The organism is Phytohabitans houttuyneae, from assembly GCF_011764425.1.
Lineage (GTDB): Bacteria > Actinomycetota > Actinomycetes > Mycobacteriales > Micromonosporaceae > Phytohabitans > Phytohabitans houttuyneae.
Map to the genome: position 1 here is coordinate 160,848 of NZ_BLPF01000002.1, position 17,848 is coordinate 178,695.

Genomic DNA, 17,848 nt, shown 5'->3' on the forward strand with positions numbered 1-17,848 from the left:
GAGTTGCCACCATGGTGGCCGCCGTTTTCCATGGCGGCAGCGACGTGCGGCTCACCCGGGTACCGGTGCCGGCTGTGGCGGCCGACGAGGTGCTCGTCGAGGTCGCGGCGGCCGGTATCTGCGGCAGCGACCTGCTCGCGTACCGCGGCCTCGGCCCGTGGCAGCACGACCCGGCGCACCCGGACGGCGACGGCCACGAGCTGAGCGGACGGGTCGCCGCGGTGGGGGAGCGGGTCACCGGGTTCGCCGTGGGCGACCGGGTCGCGGTCGAGCCGATCCACCTGCTCAGCTGCGGTACCTGCGCGCTGTGCCGGGCCGGCCGCGGCTACCTGTGCGCCGAGCGGGGGATGCGGCACGGGAAACACGTGCACAGCAAGGGTTTCGCCGAGTACGACGTGGCACCGGCCGGCCAGCTTTACCCGCTGCCGGACCACGTGGGGCTGGCCGAGGCCGCGCTGCTGGACTGCTACGCGTGCGGCGTGCACGCGCTGCACCTGGTGAGCCTGCCGCCGGGCGCGCCCGTGGCGGTGCTCGGCAGCGGGGCGATCGGGCAGACGCTGGGCCAGGTCGCCCAGGCGGCCGGGCATCCGGTGACCCTGCTCGGCCACCGCGCCGCGACGCTCGACGTGGCCCTGCGCGCGGGCGCCGCCGGTACCGTCTGGGACACCTCGACCGCCACCGGCCGCAAGGATCGCGACGCGGCCGCCGGTGCCTTTCCGGTGGTCTTCGACGCTGCCGGCAGCGTCGACTCGCTCGAAGAGTCGCTACGGCTCGTCGCGCCCGGCGGCGATGTCGTGGTGGTCGGCGTCCACCCGGCGGCGCCGAGCTTCGACCCGTTCCTGGCGTACCGGCGCGAGGCCACCGTCCGCTGGTCGAACAGCTACGGCGCCTGCGTGGGCGGCGTGCCCGACTTCCGGCGCGCGCTCGACCTGCTCGCCGCGGGCGACGTCGCCGCGGGCGCGCTGATCACCCATCGCCTTCCGCTGGCCCGGCTGCCCGACGGCTTCCGTACGCTCGCCGACCGCGACGCCGGGGCGGTCAAGGTGATGATCACGGGATGACGCCCCTGGCGCTCGTCATCGACCTGGGCACCAGTGCGGTCAAGGTGGCACTGGTCGACGGTCGTGGCCGGGTGCGGGCACGCTCGCGCACTCCGACGCTTGGGCCGCGGGAGTGGTGGCACAGCGTCAGCGCGGCCGTCCGGGCGCTGGGCGACCTTTCCGAGGTACACGTCGTCGCGGTCACCAGCTTCATGCACACCCTCGTCCCGGTGCTCGCCGGCGGCGGTATGGGAGCGGTGCTCCTGCCCGGCGACAAGCGTGGCGTCGCCCGCGAGCCGGAGTTCGACGCGGGGTCGCCGGGCGGCAGCGCCGCACTGGCCCGGTTGGCCGCCTGGGCGGAACTGGGCGAGGGGCGGTTGCGCGCCGCGGTCCCGGTCAAGGACTACCTGCGGTACCGGCTCACCGGAGCGCTCGCCAGCGACCCGTACGACGCCGGCGGTGCCGGGCTCCGCTCGCCCGCCGCGGCCGCGCTGCTGAAACGGCTCGGCGTGGAACCTGTTCCGCTGCTGGCACCGGACGAGGTCGCCGGCACGGTGACGCCGGGGGCCGCGGACCGGACCGGTCTGTCGGTCGGCACGCCCGTGGTCACCGGCAGCGGTGACTGGCTCGCCGTGTGCCTGGGCGCCCAGGCGGCCTTTCCCGGGCGCGGTGTGCTCTACGCCGGGACCTCGGCGGCGTACGGCGGTTTCGCCGACCGGTCGGCACTTGCCGCACCGCGTGAGGTCGACTGCCTCGCCGTCGCGGTCGGCAGCGGCGCGCTGCTGGATTGGGCCGCGGGCGTGTTCGGCCCGCCGTCCGGTGCGGTCGCCGACCTGCTCGCGCTCGCCGCGGCGGCACCACCCGGCGCCCACGGCGTGCGGTTCGTGCCGCGCGCGCTGCGCGCCGCCGGCAGCCGCGAGGCGGTGGTCGGGCAGGGCGACCTGACCGGGCTGTCGCTGGCGGCGGAGCGTGCCGACGCGGCGCGTGCGGTCGTCGACGGCATCGCGGTCTGGGTGGGCGACCGGGTCGGCCGGATCCTCGACGCCAGCCCGGTGGACCAGGTGCTGCTTTGCGGCGGTGGCGGCGATGCCACCTTCGCCCAGCTGCTGTCTGACGCGCTCGGGCGGCCGCTGAGCGTCGCCGCCGAGACCGATCTGGGACTGATCGGGTTGGCGCGCCTCGGTTTCGCCGGTATCGGCCTGCCGATGGACCACGACCCGGGCGTGGAGGCGACGCTCGTGGAGCCCGATCCGGTACGCCACACCGCCTTCGCGGAGCTTCGCGCCGAGCTGGCCGGATCGTAATGGACAATCTCCGGCCCAGGCCCTTGCGCAACCCTGCGAGCAAGGCCAGGATGAGGGAACTTGTCAGGCAGGCAGGCAAGCAGATAGCAGACCGGCTCCAACTACATAGGCAAGAGACCGCGACGGCGAAGTTAGGGAGGAAACCCATGGCTCGCTGGAAGTTGGGCATAGCGGCGGCGATGGTCGGCGTGATGGGTGCGGTCGCCGGATGCTCCGGGGATTCCGGATCGTCCGGGGAGAGCACGCTCGATGTCTGGTTCAACGACCCTGGCACCGAGCTACAGCCGGTAATCCAGAAGGTAATGACCGACTTTGAGGCAACGCATAGCAACGTCAAGATCAACCTGCGGTTCGTCGGCGGCGCCGACACCCACCAGAACTACCTGACCGCCGTGGCCGGCGGCGCCCCGCCGTGCGTTGCCCAGCTGGGTAACACCTGGACGCCGGAGTTCTCCAGCATGGGCGCGCTGGAAGAGGCCGACATCAAGCTCGACGAGGCCAAGTCGCGGTTCGTCGGGTCCATGGTGGACAGTGCGACGATGGACGGCAAGGTCTACGGGTACCCGTACAACGTGGGCAACCGGGCCTTCGTCTACCGCAAGGACCTGCTGGACAAGAGCGGCGTGCAGGTGCCGAAGACGTGGGACGAGGTCGCCGTCGCCGCCAAGAAGCTCAACGACGACAACAAGAAGGACGGGATCGCGGGCTTCGGCATCATGGGCGGCGAGATCTGGCAGTACGTGCCGCTGGTCTGGAACTGGGGCGGCGAGATCGCGGTCAAGGAAGGCGACTCGTGGAAGGCCACGATGAACTCGCCGGAGGCCAAGGCGGCCTTCGACTGGTACGCCAAGCTGCTGACCGCCGACAAGCTGTCGCCGCCCGACTCGGCCAACTGGGTCGCCGCCGACGGCACCAAGGCGTTCGCGCTCGGCAAGGTGGCGATGGGCATCTACGCCAGCTTCCAGCTCAAGTCGATGCTCGCCCAGTCGCCCGACCTGAAGGACAAGGTCGGCGTCGTCGAGCTGCCCACCGGACCGGGCGGCAACAACGACACGTTCGCCGGCGGCAGCAACCTGGTGGTGTTCAAGGACTGCAAGTACACAGATGACGCGCGGGCGCTGGTGCGGCACATGGCCGAGCCGGCCAACGTCACCGGCTACACCCGGGCATCGGCATGCTTCCGGCGTCGCTGGCCGGCATCCAGGAGGAGCAGACCTCGGGCTCGTTCGCGGACCCGCTGTTCAAGCCGTTCGGCGACCAGGCCAAGCACACCCGCTACGTACCGGCGGACCCGAGCTGGGGCAAGGTCGAGGGTAGCGGCGCGCTCGTCAACGCCATGCAGGCCCTGATGGGTGGCAAGTCCGACCTCAACTCCACGATGGACAAGCTCAACTCCGAGATCACGGAGGCGTTCAGCAAGTGACCGTGGATGCGGCGGCCCGGCGCCGGGCGCAGCTCAAGATAATCCCGTGGCTGCTGATGGCCCCCACGATGGTGGGCATCGCACTGGTCATCGGATACCCCTTCGTGCGAACCGTTTGGCTGTCGCTGCACGAGGGACGAGGGCTGCGCACCGGCGAGTGGGTCGGACTGCACAACTACATCGAGATGGTCACCGACGGTCAGACGCAGGCGGCGTTCGTCCGCACAGTCGTGCTGACCGCGGTGACCGTCATCGGCTCGATGGTCGCCGCTCTGCTCATCGCGCTGGTGCTCAACTCCGGCCTGCCCGGCATGAAGCTGCTGACCATCCTGGTGGTGCTGCCGTGGGCCATGCCCCGGGTCTCCGCGGCGATCCTGTGGAAGTGGGCCTTCGACTCGCAGTACGGGGTGGTGAACTGGCTGCTCAGTAGCCTCGGGCTGAGCATGTTCGACGGGTACGGCTGGTTCAACAGCGGCAACTCGGCACTCGTCGTCGTCGCGGTCGCCATCATCTGGGCGAAGATCCCGTTTCTGACGATCGCGATGCTCGCCGCGCTGAAGTCGGTCCCGCCTGACATCGTCGAAGCCGCCCGGCTGGACGGGGCATCGGCCTTCAAGGTGCTGCTGCGGATCAAGGTGCCGGTGATGCGGCCAGTGATCATCGTGCTCTTCGTGCTCGCCACGATCCAGGCGTTCCAAGCGTTCGACCACATCTACGTGATGACGGTGCCGCCCGGCGGCCCCAACCACTCCACCGAGATCCTGTCGCTGCTGACCTACCTGGAGGCGTTCGCCTTCCTCGACGGCGGCATGGGCTCGGCGCTGGCGATGCTGACCTTCGCGGTGCTGGCGATCGTCACGGCCCTGTACGTGCGGCTGCAGCGGGAGGAGACGGCATGACCGATCCCGGCCGTCGCGCCCAGCTCACCAAGCGTTACGTGGGGCGTTTCTTCCTCAGCCTCGCGGCCATCGGGATCGGGCTGTTCAGCATCTTCCCCTTCTACTGGATGTTTCTGACCTCGATCAAACCCGAGTCGGAGATCTTCACGGTCACGCCGAAGTTCTGGACCGGCGACCCGACGCTGTCCCGGTACACCACCCTGCTCAAGGGGGCGATCGGCCACCAACTGCTCAACTCGGTGATCATCGCGGGCGGCGCGACGATCTGCTCGATCGTCCTCGGGACGATGTGCGCCTACGCGCTGTCCCGGTTTGCCGTCCGGGCGAAGTCGGTCATCGCCGTCTCACTGCTCGTGGTGCAGATGCTGCCGGCGATCGTCGTCGTCATCCCGCTTTTCCAGGCGTACCGGACGATGGGGCTGCTCAACTCGTACACCGGTGTGATCATCGCGCACACCGCGCTGGCGCTGGCGCTGTCGGTGTGGCTGATCCGGGGCTTCCTCGCCGGCATCCCCATGGAGCTGGACGAGGCGGCGCTGGTCGACGGCGCCAACCGATTTCAGGCACTGGTTTACATCATCTTCCCGCTGGCGCTGCCCGGCGTGGCGGTGAGCGCGATCTTCGCGTTCATCACCTCGTGGAACGAGCTGCTGCTGGCCATGACGTTCCTCCAGCAGGAGTCCATGAAGACCCTGCCCGGTGCGCTGCAGCAGTTCACCAGCCAGAACGGCACCGACTGGGGCGGCACCATGACCGCGAGCACGATCTTCGCGCTCCCGGTGATGGTCTTCTTCGTGCTCATCCGCAAGTACCTGGCAAGCGGTGCGGCCGTCGGGGCGGTCAAGGGATGAGGGTCGCCCGTGCGTTTCGTTGATGGGCGGGCGCGGCAGCTCGAACAGCTCGGCGACATCGCCAGCCGCCTGCCCGCCCGGCTCGACGCGCTCACCGGGCCGTGGCGGGCTGCCACCGGCTGGATCTGTACCGGGATCGGCGCTAGCGCGGCGGTGGCGGACGCGACCGCGGACCGCCTGCGCCGCAACGGGATCGCCGCGGTGAGCCTGCCGCCGGGCGACGTTCCGGCCTTCGCGGCCGGCACCGGCTGGCCGGTGCTGCTGGTGTCGCAGAGCGGCCGCAGTGCCGAACTCGTCGCCACGGCCCAGGCGATCCCGGGCGGCCGCGGGCTCGCGCTGACAAACGCCGTCGCGCCGCCACTCGCGGCCGCGGCGGGCGAAGCGGTCGACGCGGGCGGGCTGGCCGACAGCCGCGCCTCGACGGTCGGTTTCACCGCGCTGCTCGTGGCCGGCCACGTGTTCGCCGACTGGTGCGCCGGCGTCGCCACGGACCTTCCCGCCCCGGTCGGAAAGCCGCTCCCGGCCACAGACGCCGCCAGCTTGTCCTTCGTGGACGTCGTCGCCGACCCGGACCTGCTCCCGGCCGCCGAGTACGGCGCGCTGATCATCCGCGAGGTCGGCCGGATCCGCGCCGAGGCGCTGGAGACCCGCCGCTACCTGCACGGCCCGATGGAGTCCGCGCCAGGCGGCCTCACCGTGCTCGCCGGCGGCGAACGGCTGGACCGCGTCGCCGCCCAGCTCGCCGCCGGGCCCGCGCCGGCACCCGTGCTGCGGTGGGCCGTGGCAGGCGACCCCCTCGCCGGCCAGCTGCTGGTCGCGCAGGGCCTGCAGGAAATCGCCGCACGGGTCGCGGCATACCGGGGCATCGAACCCGACGAGTTCGTCTACGACCAGGAGGACACCAAGCTGTCCACAATCGACGAGAGGAAGTCGAGCTAGATGGAGCCCATGAAGATCGCGGTCCTCGGTGCGGGAAACATCGCGATCCAGCCGAACGGCGTCCTGCCCAACCTGCACCACATCCCGGACAAGGCGGTCGTCACGGCGGTCGCCGACCCGGTCGAGGAGAAGGCCAAGGACGCCGCGGCGAAGTTCGGCATCCCGAAGGCGTTCACCAGCCTCGACGACATGCTCGACTACGGCGACTTCGACGCGGTGGTCAACCTGACGCCGATCCCGGTACACGGTGAGACGTCGCTGAAGATCCTGAAGGCGGGCAAGCACCTGACCACCGAGAAGCCTGTCGCGGTCACCATCGACGAGGCCGACGCGCTCGCCGAGGCGGCCGACGCACAGGGGCTCACCGTGGTCTGCGCGCCGCCGAACATGCTGTACCCCACCCGTCGCGAGGCTCGCCGCATCCTCGCCGCGAACACCATCGGTCAGGTCGCCTTCGTCCGGCACCGCAGCTCCGGCCCCGGTCCCGCCGCCGGTGCCTGGCCGAGCGACCCGAGCTGGTTTTACCAGAAGGGCTCCGGCCCGATGTTCGACATCGGCGTCTACAGCATGCACGAGGTGCTCGGCATCCTGAACCGGCCGGCCAAGCGGGTCTTCGGCTTCTTCGGCATCACCGAGGCCACCCGCACCGTCCCGTCCGGTCCGGTGGCCGGCTTGACGTTCCCGGTCACCGCCAACGACAACAACCTCGTCCTGCTCGACTTCGGCGACTCCCTGTTCTGCGTCATCGACGGCACGTACAACGTATGGGCCGCCAAGTCGCCGCGGATGGAGATCTTCGGCCGGGAGGGAGTGCTCAACATGTGGCGCAACCTCAACGAGACCGAGGGCCAGCAGCTCGAGCTCTACCGGGTCGACCACGAGCACGGCACCCGCGGTTGGTTCGATGTGGACATCCGCGACCTGACGTTCGCGCAGCAGCACGTCAACAACCTCAAGCGCGCGCTGATCGTCGAGCACCTGGTCGACGTGGTCCGGGGCACCCGGCCCAACGAGCTCACCCTCGACATCGCCCGGCACGGCCTGGAGATCATGCTCGCCGCCGAGGAGGCCAGCACGACCGGACAGGCGGTGGAGCTGACGACCACGTTCACCCCGGCCGAGTTCGACAAGACCGTGCGCGACGGTGCGCTGATCCATGGCTGAGCCACGCCCGATCCGGATCGGCGTGGTGGGGCTGACCAGCGACCACGTGTGGGCGCTCATCGCCGCGCTGCGGGCACAGCCCGCGGTCGAGGTCGTCGCCGTCGCGGAGCCGAAGGAGGCTCTGCGGCGGCGCGCAGCCGGCGCCGTGCCCGGTCTAGCCGAGCACCAGGAGCCGGGGTCCATGATGGACGCTGAGCGGCTGGACGCCGTGCTGGTCTGCGCCGAAAACGCCGCCAAGCCGGCCATCGCGGTCGCCGCGCTGGACCGCGGCGTCGCCGTGTACCAGGACAAGCCGCTGGCCGCCACCGGCGCGCAAGCGGCCGTCATCGCCGCCGCGGTCGAGCGCACCGGAGGGCTGCTGATGTGCGCCTTCCACACCGCGTTCGACCCGCTCGTCGACGAGGTCGGGCAGCTCGTCCGGGACGGCGTGGTCGGCACCGTGCAGTTCGCGCGCGGTCTTGCCGGTCACGCCGGCCTCAAGGCAACCGGAGTCTCCGACGACTTCACCGAGTGGCTGACCGACCGCTCCCGCGGCGGCGGCGGGTCGTTTGTGGACCAGGCCGGCTACCTGCTGACGACGCTGGTCGGCTACCTCGGCCCGGTCGACCAGATCAGTGGCTTCGCCGCGACGGTCAACCCGGAGATCCCGGCCGGCATCGAAGACAACACGGCGGCGATCGTGCGCCACGCCAGCGGCGCGCTGGCCGCGATCGACACCCGGTGGGGGCAGATCGGGCCGGCACCGCTGAAGTACTCCTTCCACGGCACCGCCGGCACGCTCAGCGTGTACGCCGACCGGTACGAGCTGGTCACGTCCGCCGAACAAGGGCCGGCCGGCTGGGAGCCCGCCGCCGCGCCGCCCGGCCTGACCGGATGGCGCGCCGCGGTGACCCCGCGGACCGGCTACGACGCCGAGGCCGCGCACTTCCTCGCGGCACTGCGCGACGGGACGCCCCTGCGGGCGACGGTCACCGCCGCATCGGCACTGCACGTGCAGCGCGCGATCGACGCCTACTACGAGTCGGTCGCGACCGGACGAGCCGTGACCGTCGCGTCGTGAAAGGTCTGCTTCTGGCCCCCTTATCTTGACAGTTGTCGATGTGTTGTGGACCCTCGGGGCATGGAGGGTCGAGGCATGCGGCAGGTACGTCGGGTTTGGGCGGCTTCGCTGGCCGTCGTGGCGATTCCGGCGGTGGTGGCGGGCACGGCCCTCGTGACGATGCCCGCCGCGGCCGGTGTCGCACCGCCGGCGTTGCTGAGCACCTGCCCGCCGCCGTCAAGCGGGGTGCAGTGCTCGCTGCCGGTGACACCTTCCTCGTCGTCGCCGACCGCCACCCCGCCGCCCAGCGCGCCGGCGGGCCTGGTTGGCACCTACGTCCCGACCGGTTCGGTCACCTTGACCTGGACCGCCTCGACGAGCGGATGCTGCTCCATCGTGGGCTACACGATCATCTACAACCGGGCGTTCACCGACATCGTCTGGCAGCTCGACGTCGGCAACGTCACCACAGCGACCATCTCGGGCCTGTCGCGGGATTCGGAGTACCGGTTCTCGGTCATCGCCAGCGACGACCGCGGCCGCCGGTCCACCGCGTCGAACGTCGCCGCGGTGATGACGCCGGCCACCGACACCGGCCCGGACACCATCACCCCGCAGGCCCCGGGCGGCCTGGCGCTGAGCGTGGTGACGGCGTCGAGCGCGGTGCTGACCTGGGCGCCGTCGACCGACAACGTGGGCGTCATCGACTACCAGGTCTTCTCGTTCGACGGCCTGTTCGGCTCCGCGCTTCTGGCCACAGTGACTGGCACCAGACACATGGTGCCGCTGTCACCGGGATACAACAGCTTCTACGTAAGGGCACGGGACGCCGCGGGCAACCGCTCCGCCGCCGGCGGTCCGATCATCCACGAGCGCCCCGATACGCCGACGACGCCGCCCCCGAGCACGTGCAGGGTCACGTACACCACGCAGTCGCAGTGGGCCACCGGCTTCGTGGCCACGGTGACCGTCCACAATGCTGGGATCGCGCCGGTCGGCGGGTGGACGGTCCGCTTCACGTTCCCGGGCAACCAGCGGATCACGAGCGCCTGGAACGGTACGTTCGTCCAGGACGGCGCCGCCGTGACGGTGTCGAACGCGGGCTGGAACCAGCTCATCCCGCCCGGCGGCAGTACCTCGTTCGGAATGTACGGCTCATCGACGGCAAGCCAGCCGCCACCCACGAGCTTCACCCTGAACGGCGCACCCTGCGTCACTGCTGGTGCGTAGACGCTTCCGGCTGGTCTACGCAAGCTTCAGCACGGTGGTACCCCGCTTGCCCTGGCGGTCGAGATGGCGGTACGCGTCGGCGACGCGCGTCAACGGGACGGTCTGGTCGACCACGGGGACGATCCGGCCGGCCTCGACGAGTTCCTTCACCAGGGCCAGGTCCTTCACCTTCGCCTCGACCGGTCGCAGCCCGGTGAAGGCGATGACCGCTCGCCGGCTGCCGGCCACCGCGGTCCATGGCGCCTGCACCATGATGGCCGGCGATGGCACCGTGGTCAGGTACCGGCCACCGGGCTTGAGCAGGCGCCGGCAACGGCCGTAGGAGCTGGCGCCGGCCACGTCGAAGATGACGTCATAGGTGCGGCCCTCCTTGGTGAAGTCCGTGCGGGTGTAGTCGATGACCCGGTCAGCGCCGAGACGGGCGACGAGCTCGGCGCCGGCGCCGCTGCACACGGCCGTGACGCCGGCGCCGAAGTGCCGGGCGAGCTGCACCGCGTGGACCCCGACGCTACCGGACGCGCCGTTGATGAGGATGGACTGTCCGCTGTGGAGCTTCGCGTGGTCGCGGAGAAACACCAACGCGGTGCCGTCGACCAGTGTCGCCGCCTCGGCGTAGTCGAGGCCGGTGGGCAGCGCCGCCAGCGCCGCGTCCTCTTTGACGCAGACGTATTCCGCGTGGGCTCCGAGGCCGAGGTCGGTGGCACCGAAAACCTTGTCCCCGACGGTGTATCGGGTGACCGCCTCGCCTGTCGCCGAGACCTCGCCGGCGAACTCCGTGCCCAGCACGGACTTTTTCGGCCGGCGCAAGCCGGTGACGAGACGGGCGAAGCGAGGCGTACCCGATCGGAAGGCGCGGTCGGCCGCGGTGACGGTCGCCGCGTGCACCCGGACAAGTATCTGGTTCGGGCCGGGCTCCGGAGTGTCCACATCGGCCTCCTGCACGACCTCGGGCAGGCCGTAGGCGGCGCACACAGCGGCTTTCATCATTGTCTCCTCAGGACACGGCGTCCCGTGGCCGCCGAGCGGAGTCCGTGCCCCGGCACGATCAGCAGGTCCGATCCGTCTGCGATGTTAAAGAAACTTGACACCATGAAGGTATGGCAACTTCGACACCATGTCAAGGACTCTTTACATCGCGAGGGTGGCCGAGGATGACCAACGGGTGGTCATCCTCGGAGCGGATGATGTGGAGCTATCGAGGCTGGACAGGACCGTTTCGGGGACAGGGGCCCGACCCCGAGCAGGGTATCGGTGGCTGCGGAGGGTTGCCGAGGACGGCGGGTTCCGGCTGGTCGGTGTAGACGCCGACGGCGTGATCGCCGAGCACGACGACGTCCAGGACGCACGCGTCCAGCCAGCCCTGCGCGGTCCCGCGGGCGTTGCACAGGTCTTGTGCGCGTTGGCGAATTTGGGAAGGAAGGTGGCCGGCGTAGAAGGGCGACGACGGGTTGGCCGCGGCGACGGTCGTGCAGGGTTGCAGCAGGGAGGCGGACGGGCTGACCCGCCAGCTGTTGCCGAACACGCCGTAGAGGAGGTTGAACGGGACCGGGACGGTGAACTGGCGGCCGTCCTTGGCTTCGAGGCGGGTGGGGTCGTTGTCGGGGTTGCCCAGCAGCCCCCGCACGGCCGCTGACCGGTCGGCGATACCCACCTTCACATCGGTGTGGCTGCCGTAGCCGGTGATGCGGACGCCGTTTCCGGACGGGTCGCTGACGGTGTAGGAGTTGTCGACGCGTTCGATGTTCACGCCGGTGGGCAGCCGCAGTGACGCACCGGAAGCCAGGCCGGTGGTGGTGCCGTTCACCACCAGGCGCGAACCGTCGCACACGGTCACCCGGCTGCCGCTCATCCGTACGCCGACCGACCGGTTGACGGAGGCGTTCGCCCAGCTCGGCGTGTTCGCCTTGCGGGTCTGCACCTCGAACATCGTGCCGACCTGCGCCTCGATGAAGTCGCCCGTGGCCTGGAAGTCGTAGGCGAGACCGGCGGACGTGTACTGGTGGGTGTCGCCGATGATCGCGGCCACGTCACAGCCGTTCAGCGCGATGCCACCGGTGGAGCCTTGATGCACGAGAATGGCCGGCGCCGTCCCGGTCGCGGCGGGCTTGGAGGCGACGAAGTTGAGGTTGTTGGCCTCGTCGGAGAAGCCGCCGTTGACGCATCGGGGCTTGCTGAGGCCACCGTAGTTGATCTGCGTGCGGACGTGCATGTCCGCATCGTGGTAGTCAGCGTGACCGGGGTTGTCGGGGTTGTCGGGGTTGAAGATGGCATCGGATCCGTTTCCGTAGCCGAACACGTTGAACTCGGCCTGCCTCCATTCCTGACCGGGGTTCACCGTGCTGCCGGCGGTTACCCTGAGCAGCTTGGTCTCCGGCGGCGTGCCCTGGGTGTCGTACCGGAACATGGCCGAGTCAAGTATCGGGTTTCCATTTTCGATGCCGATCAGCTCGAAGGTTTCCATAGCGGTGATCGGCATGTTGGCGGCGGGTACAGCCGCGGTGTTCTGGTAGCAGGAAATCGCCGTTACGTCGCCGGGGAACGGGTAGTGCTCGTCCCAGCCGTCAGGACATTCGGCGTTGTAGTTTCGCAACCAGTACTGGATGTAGACATACGCCTGCGCGCCGTCGTTGGCGAGCACGAACTGTTGCCATCCCTGGCATCCCGGATGTGTCTGGCACGATTCGGCCGTGGTGGGAAAGTAGTTGGTGTTGAGCTGGAGTGTGTAGGCGTTGCGCACCGGCTCTCCGGCGCGCGTGATGGGCGAGCTGACACCGACCACCTCGGTGACGTTTTCGAACGAGCCGGATGCTCGGGTGATGGGTCCGCAGCCGTTCGGCGGGCACCCGATGCCTGTACGCGGCCGCTCCGCCACGACGTGGGACTCGCGGCCCACCGTCAGCGGTGTCGGGCCGGGTTTCGGTGCCATCGGAGTCCTCGGCGCGACCACGCAGGCGATCTCTTGCCACGTCACGGTGGGATAGGTGGCGGTGAAGCATCCAGGTCGGGACTGATTCACGATGTTGGTCATTGTTGCCTGCCAGGACAGAACACTCGCCGGTGCGGCGAGTGCGCTTTCCGCCAAGCCGGCCTGCGCGCCTGACGACAGTAGTAGGGTCATTACCGTCGCGCTTGCCGCCATAAGTTTCGTCCGGCGTTTTCGCGGTGACGGTCTCATCGCAGCCCCTTTCCTCCAGCCTCGACCGGATCAGACAGGCATCGATCGTCACCTATCAAATCTGGTGCGTCACGAGTAGTTGGCTACTCGACTTCGCCGGTCTGGCCTCTCGTGCGAGGCCTTTCACCTGAAACATCCATATTTGACGATGTAGCCCGCAGTCGCTGGTATTGACGACGCGTCCTTGCTGTGGTTCGGTTCGGCGTCCCACAATTACGAGGTGGTTGGTGGTTGGCCGCTGATCGGCCGATCAGAGGAGTTGCAGGTTATCGATGCCGTCCTCGGCCGGGAGAATGGTCTACGCGGCGTGGTGCTGGCCGGGGCGGCCGGAGTGGGAAAGACACGCCTGGCCCGCGAGGCCCTGGAGGGTGCCCGGCGTCGCGGGATGACGGGCCGCTGGGTTACCGGTTCGGTGTCCGCCCGTACGTTGCCGCTGGGGGCGTTCGCGGCGGTGCTGCCGTGGGTGGGATCCGATCCGATGCGCGCGCTCGGCCAAGCGGCCGACGCGCTGCTCGCCGGTGCCGGTCAGGCGGGTGCGCTGGTGGTGGTCGACGACGGGCATCTGCTCGACGAGGTGTCGGCGACGCTGGTCCACCAGTTGGCGGCCGGTACGGCGGCGACGGTGGTGGTGACCGTTCGCACCGGCGAGCCGGTCCCGGACGCGGTGACGGCGGTGTGGAAGGACGCGCATCTGGACCGGCTGGAGGTCGTGCCGCTGTCCCAGCCCCAGACCGCGGAACTGCTTGAGGCCGCACTGGGTGGGCCGGTCGACACCGCGGCGGTGGCGCGGATGTGGCGGCTGTCCCGCGGCAACCCGTTGTACCTGCGCGAACTCGTCGCCGGCGAGCGGGCCGCCGGCCAGCTCGCGCAGCGGGACGGACTGTGGCGCTGGGCGGGCGAGCCGGCACTGTCCGCGAAGCTGGTGGAGCTTGTCGAGGCGCGGATGGGCCGGCTGCCGGAGCCCGTGCGTGACGTGGTCGACCTCCTCGCCTTCGCCGGCGACCTCGAGGTGGACGTGCTGGGCCGGCTCGTCGACGCCGCGGCGCTGGAGGGAGCCGAGACGTCGGCACTGATCACAGTGGACACCGACCGAGGGCAGCTGTCGGCGAGCCTGACCCATCCGTTGTACGGCGAGGCGCGCCGGGCCCGCACCGGGGCGTTCCGAGCCCGGCAGCTTCGCCGCCGGATCGTGGGAGCACTGCTGGAGACCGGACCCCGCGGCGCGGACGACGAGCTGCGCTGCGCCGCATTGATGGTCGACTCCGATTTCGCCGTCGAACCCGGACTGCTGATGCGGGCGGCGAACCGCGCGGCCCAGCTGCTCGACCTGCCCCTCGCCATCCGCCTGGGACGAGTGGCTTTCGCGCACGGCGGCGGATTCGCGGCCAAGGCGATCGTCGCGCAAGGCCTCAGCATGCAGGGCCGGGGCGCCGAGGCGGAAGTCGAGCTGCGGCTGCTGTCCGGGCTGGCCGACACGGACGCCCTGCGCGCCTGGGCCGCCGCGGTACGGGCCGGCAACCTCTTCTTCACCCTGAACCATCCGACCCACGCGGAGCAGGTGCTCGGCGAGGCCATGACAGCGATATCCGACCAGCCGGCTCGGGAGATCCTGTGGGCGCTGCACGCGGTGTTCGAAGGCTTGCTCGCACGGCCCGGCGAGGCGGCGCGGGCCGCCGGCGTGGTGCTCGACGCGCCCCGGCCGCAACCGAACGCCGAGTTCCTGGCCAGCTGGGGGCTGGTCGCCGCGCTGGGAGTAACCGGCCGCGCCGACAACGTCGGGCCGGTGGCCGCGCGCGGGTTCCGTGCCGGGGTGTCCTTCGACACCGCGGTGCTGTGGTTCAACCTCGCCGAAGCCGAGCTCATGGCGCTGCGACTGGCCGGATACCTGCCCCAGGCCGAGGCGCTCGCCGCCCGCTGCCGCCAGCAGGCGGCCGACATTCCTGGCGTGCCGCAGCTCATGGCCGCCGCCTTGACCGGACACGCCGAGCTGGCCCGGGGACGACTGCGCGACGCGGTGCGCTGGATGCGGGAGGCGCTGACCGGGTTTACCGCCATCGACCCGGGCGGGCGAGTCTTCGACGGCCTGCTCTGGCTGACCCAGGCGTGGGCCATGGCCGGCAACGCCGACGCCGCGGCGCAGACGCTTGAACGCCTCGCCGCCAACCACCATACGGGCTTCAGGTACCGGGAGACGGACGTCATTCTCGCGCGGGCGTGGGTGGCGGCGGCCCAGGGCGCCCTCAGCCAGGCCATCGCGCTGACCCGGGAGGCGGCCGCGGCGGCGGCGCACCTGCCGGCCTGCGAGGTGTTGGCCCTGCAGACCGCGGTCCGCTTCGGTGACCGGACCACGGCGGGCCGGCTCGCCGTGCTCGCTGCCGAGGTCGACGGTCCCCGAGCCCAGCTCGCCGCCGCTCACGCCGCCGCCCTCGCCGCCGACGACGGCCACGCCTTGCGGGCGGTGTCGACGCGGCTCGAACAGACCGGTGACTGGATGGCCGCCGCCGACGCCGCCGCCCAGGCCGCCGCCGCGCACGCCCGCGCCAAGAAGGCCGACCTGGCACGCATGGACGGTGGCCGGGCACACCTACTGGCGCACCGATGTCAGGGCGCCCGCACCCCCGCCATCCTCAGCGCCGCCCGCCCGCTGCCGATCACCACCCGGGAACGGGAGATCATCACGTTGGCCAGCCGCGGCCTGACCAACCGCGACATCGCCCGCCGGCTCGGCCTGTCCGTGCGCACCGTGGAGGGACACCTGTACCGCGTCGGCGCCAAGCTCGGCATCACCCGCCGCGCCGACCTCGCCGACCTCCTGAGCGACGACGGACCCCAGCCTCTCTGAGTGAATATCGGAGCCGGACGCTGGCAACGTGGCGACTCTGGAGGTAGGGAAGCGGCCGGCTGCCAGGACGCCGCCCGGCCCTTGTGGGGGCGGGCGGCGACCGGGTCGGGCGGGTTGGTTATGGCGCGACCGGGATGGCGGTCGCGACATCGAACCAGGTGGTGTCGTTGTCGACCGAGGCGAGCGTGATCCCGTTGAGTACCTTGATCATCTCGCTCTTGGAGAGGGCGCCGCCCTCGGTGGCGATCTGGATGTTCACCTTGCCGTCCGGCGTCCAGGCGTTGCAGAGGGTGGCCGAGCACCTGGGGGAGGCCGGAGGGCGCTGCCCGCTTTTCAGCTGCTGGTTGGAGTTGGCGTTGGGTACCACGAAGATCTCGAAGCTGCCGCGCAGGCCGGGACCGGCGCTCTGCGGCCACGGCTTGGTCAGGCCGGTCGGTCGGGGTGCCGGCTTGGCGAAAATCGCACCGCCGAAGTCGCCGTCCTCGGCGGCGGCGACGCCGTCCATGCCGGCCATGGCGTGCGAGCCGAGCACCACCGGTTTGAACCCGGCCGGCACGTAGCTCATCTTGAACGGCAGTTTGACCGGGGCCGGGTCGGCAGGGGCCAGGCCGAGCGCGATCTTCTCCAGGTCGGCCGGCGAGGGATCGTCCACTTTGCTGGAGTACGTCTCGAGGGTGGCCCAGGCGCCGTCCAGGTACTGCCAGGCCAGCACCTTGTGGAAGCGGATGTCGGTGAGTTCCTGCAGCAGGGCGGGGCGTCCGCCGACCGTGAGCCGCCGGGCGTTTCGCAGCCCGTCGGGGTTGAAGGCGCCCGGCCGGTAGATCACCAGGTAGGCCGACAGGCCGTTGTCGCTGTCCTCGTACACCGGAGCGATCTGGTAGGCCGTGGATGCGACGAGCGGCGCCTTCACCTGGAACCGGCCCACGTCGTAGCCCGTGAACGTGAATGTGAACGGGTCGTCGGGCACCTGCAGTGGCCCCGGCCCAGCGGCCTGTACCGCCTTCGGCGGTGCGCCGACGACCTGCGGCGACGCGGCGGGCTGGGCGAGGTGCGGCACCGCGACCGCGACACCGACCGCGATGGCGGCCAGCGCGGCGGCACCGCCGGAGGCCATGATCCCCCGCCGGCGGCGTCGCCTGCGCACCGCGGCCCGGACGATGTCATCGGCGCTGTGTCGCAACGGCGGCGCCTCGGACGTCGCCAGGTCGACAACGTCATATACCCGCATTGATCCACTCTCCTGTGCTGGTTGTCGTGTTGGTGGCAGATCGGCGGTCGGGGGGTTCGTCGAGCTCGATCCGGTCCGTGCCGAGGAGCGCCCGCAGCTTCGCCAGGCCGTGCTGCGTCTGGCTCTTCACGGTGCCCGACCCGCAGCCGAGGATTTCGGCGGTCTCGTCCACGCTCAGCCCTGGAAGTAGCGCAGAAAGAGAACGGCACGCTGGCGGGGCGGCACCGTCATGAGGGCTCCCCGCACCCTGAGGCGTTCGTCGGTGGACTCGGCCGGATCGGCCTGCGCAACGTCGGGCAGCACGTCGCCGGCCGGTCGCTCCCGCCGCCACCACGGCCGGCGGGTCTCGTCGATGGCGGCGCGGAACACCATGGTCTGCGCGTACAGGTCAGGTCGCTCGAGCCGGCCCCAGCGCGGGTAGAGCTTGGCCAGGGTGTTGGCGACGGCGTCCTCGGCGGCGTACCAGTCACCGCACGTCACGTACGCCAGGTTGCGCAGTGACGCCATGCGTGCGGCTACGAACTCGCGGAACCCGTCGTGATCGTCCTGCTGCAACAGGCAGCTCCCTCCGTCGAGGTGGAACGGACGCGGCCCTCCGCGGGGTTGCATCACCGCGGCAACTATTTCGCCGCACCGGGCAGCCGGTACACCGCGTGCCCCGCTCGGGATGACGGGTAAGCGGGGAAGCAATCGATAGGATGCTCTGGTGACCCT

General features: G+C 70.4%; 15 protein-coding genes. 10 read left to right on the forward strand and 5 right to left on the reverse strand.

Annotated elements, in window-relative coordinates; translation table 11 throughout:
• The first annotated feature begins 11 nt into the window (after nt 1-11).
• The 9 genes from Phou_RS24300 (at nt 12) to Phou_RS24340 (ending at nt 9,889) form a co-directional block, all read left to right on the forward strand.
• Nucleotides 12-1,061, forward strand: coding sequence for a zinc-dependent alcohol dehydrogenase (locus tag Phou_RS24300; protein ID WP_218579172.1), 1,050 nt, complete (start codon nt 12-14; stop codon nt 1,059-1,061).
• Nucleotides 1,058-2,344 (forward strand): FGGY-family carbohydrate kinase, encoded by a 1,287-nt coding sequence (locus tag Phou_RS24305; protein ID WP_173059222.1) that lies wholly within the window; start codon nt 1,058-1,060, stop codon nt 2,342-2,344. The genes Phou_RS24300 and Phou_RS24305 overlap by 4 nt, the downstream gene beginning before the upstream one ends.
• A 146-nt stretch (nt 2,345-2,490) precedes the next feature.
• The gene (locus tag Phou_RS24310; protein WP_173059225.1) at nt 2,491-3,693 is read left to right on the forward strand and encodes an extracellular solute-binding protein; all 1,203 of its coding nucleotides are present in this window, start codon (nt 2,491-2,493) and stop codon (nt 3,691-3,693) included.
• Nucleotides 3,694-3,763: 70 nt separating this feature from the next.
• The gene (locus tag Phou_RS24315) at nt 3,764-4,666 is read left to right on the forward strand and encodes a carbohydrate ABC transporter permease (protein ID WP_173059228.1); all 903 of its coding nucleotides are present in this window, start codon (nt 3,764-3,766) and stop codon (nt 4,664-4,666) included.
• Entirely contained in the window at nt 4,663-5,517 is an 855-nt protein-coding gene (locus tag Phou_RS24320) for a carbohydrate ABC transporter permease (protein WP_173059231.1), read from the forward strand. Before Phou_RS24315 ends, Phou_RS24320 begins: the two co-directional genes overlap by 4 nt.
• A gap of 9 nt (nt 5,518-5,526) precedes the next feature.
• Nucleotides 5,527-6,456 carry a hypothetical protein gene (locus Phou_RS24325; protein WP_173059234.1) on the forward strand — a complete coding sequence of 310 codons (930 nt, stop codon included), beginning with the start codon at nt 5,527-5,529 and terminating at the stop codon, nt 6,454-6,456.
• A gap of 9 nt (nt 6,457-6,465) precedes the next feature.
• Nucleotides 6,466-7,620 carry a Gfo/Idh/MocA family protein gene (locus Phou_RS24330; RefSeq protein ID WP_218579173.1) on the forward strand — a complete coding sequence of 385 codons (1,155 nt, stop codon included), beginning with the start codon at nt 6,466-6,468 and terminating at the stop codon, nt 7,618-7,620.
• Nucleotides 7,613-8,680: a Gfo/Idh/MocA family protein gene (locus Phou_RS24335; protein ID WP_173059240.1), complete on the forward strand. Its 1,068-nt coding sequence runs from the start codon at nt 7,613-7,615 to the stop codon at nt 8,678-8,680. Before Phou_RS24330 ends, Phou_RS24335 begins: the two co-directional genes overlap by 8 nt.
• 75 nt (nt 8,681-8,755) lie before the next feature.
• Nucleotides 8,756-9,889: a cellulose binding domain-containing protein gene (locus tag Phou_RS24340; protein ID WP_173059242.1), complete on the forward strand. Its 1,134-nt coding sequence runs from the start codon at nt 8,756-8,758 to the stop codon at nt 9,887-9,889.
• A gap of 15 nt (nt 9,890-9,904) precedes the next feature.
• Here Phou_RS24340 and Phou_RS24345 read toward each other — a convergent pair whose 3' ends face one another.
• Both Phou_RS24345 and Phou_RS24350 read right to left on the reverse strand, forming a co-directional pair.
• Complete coding sequence (locus tag Phou_RS24345) at nt 9,905-10,873, reverse strand: NAD(P)-dependent alcohol dehydrogenase (protein ID WP_173059245.1); 969 nt, start codon at nt 10,871-10,873, stop codon at nt 9,905-9,907.
• A 208-nt stretch (nt 10,874-11,081) separates the two neighbouring features.
• Nucleotides 11,082-12,917: a VWD domain-containing protein gene (locus tag Phou_RS24350; protein WP_173059248.1), complete on the reverse strand. Its 1,836-nt coding sequence runs from the start codon at nt 12,915-12,917 to the stop codon at nt 11,082-11,084.
• A 367-nt stretch (nt 12,918-13,284) separates the two neighbouring features.
• Between Phou_RS24350 and Phou_RS24355 the strand changes: the two genes are divergently transcribed.
• A complete protein-coding gene (locus tag Phou_RS24355; RefSeq protein WP_173059251.1) occupies nt 13,285-15,906 on the forward strand; it encodes a LuxR C-terminal-related transcriptional regulator in 2,622 nt (873 codons plus the stop codon).
• Between the two features lie 118 nt (nt 15,907-16,024).
• Here the strand turns inward: Phou_RS24355 and Phou_RS24360 are convergent, their stop codons facing one another.
• From Phou_RS24360 to Phou_RS24365, 3 genes are read right to left on the reverse strand one after another with little or no spacing between them, the layout of a single operon-like run.
• The gene (locus Phou_RS24360; protein WP_173059256.1) at nt 16,025-17,134 is read right to left on the reverse strand and encodes a hypothetical protein; all 1,110 of its coding nucleotides are present in this window, start codon (nt 17,132-17,134) and stop codon (nt 16,025-16,027) included.
• On the reverse strand, nt 17,121-17,306 hold the full coding sequence (locus tag Phou_RS55040) for a hypothetical protein (protein WP_308784491.1): 186 nt from the start codon (nt 17,304-17,306) through the stop codon (nt 17,121-17,123). The genes Phou_RS24360 and Phou_RS55040 overlap by 14 nt, the downstream gene beginning before the upstream one ends.
• Nucleotides 17,307-17,308: 2 nt before the next feature.
• The gene (locus Phou_RS24365; protein WP_308784492.1) at nt 17,309-17,689 is read right to left on the reverse strand and encodes a SigE family RNA polymerase sigma factor; all 381 of its coding nucleotides are present in this window, start codon (nt 17,687-17,689) and stop codon (nt 17,309-17,311) included.
• Nucleotides 17,690-17,848: the final 159 nt, after the last annotated feature.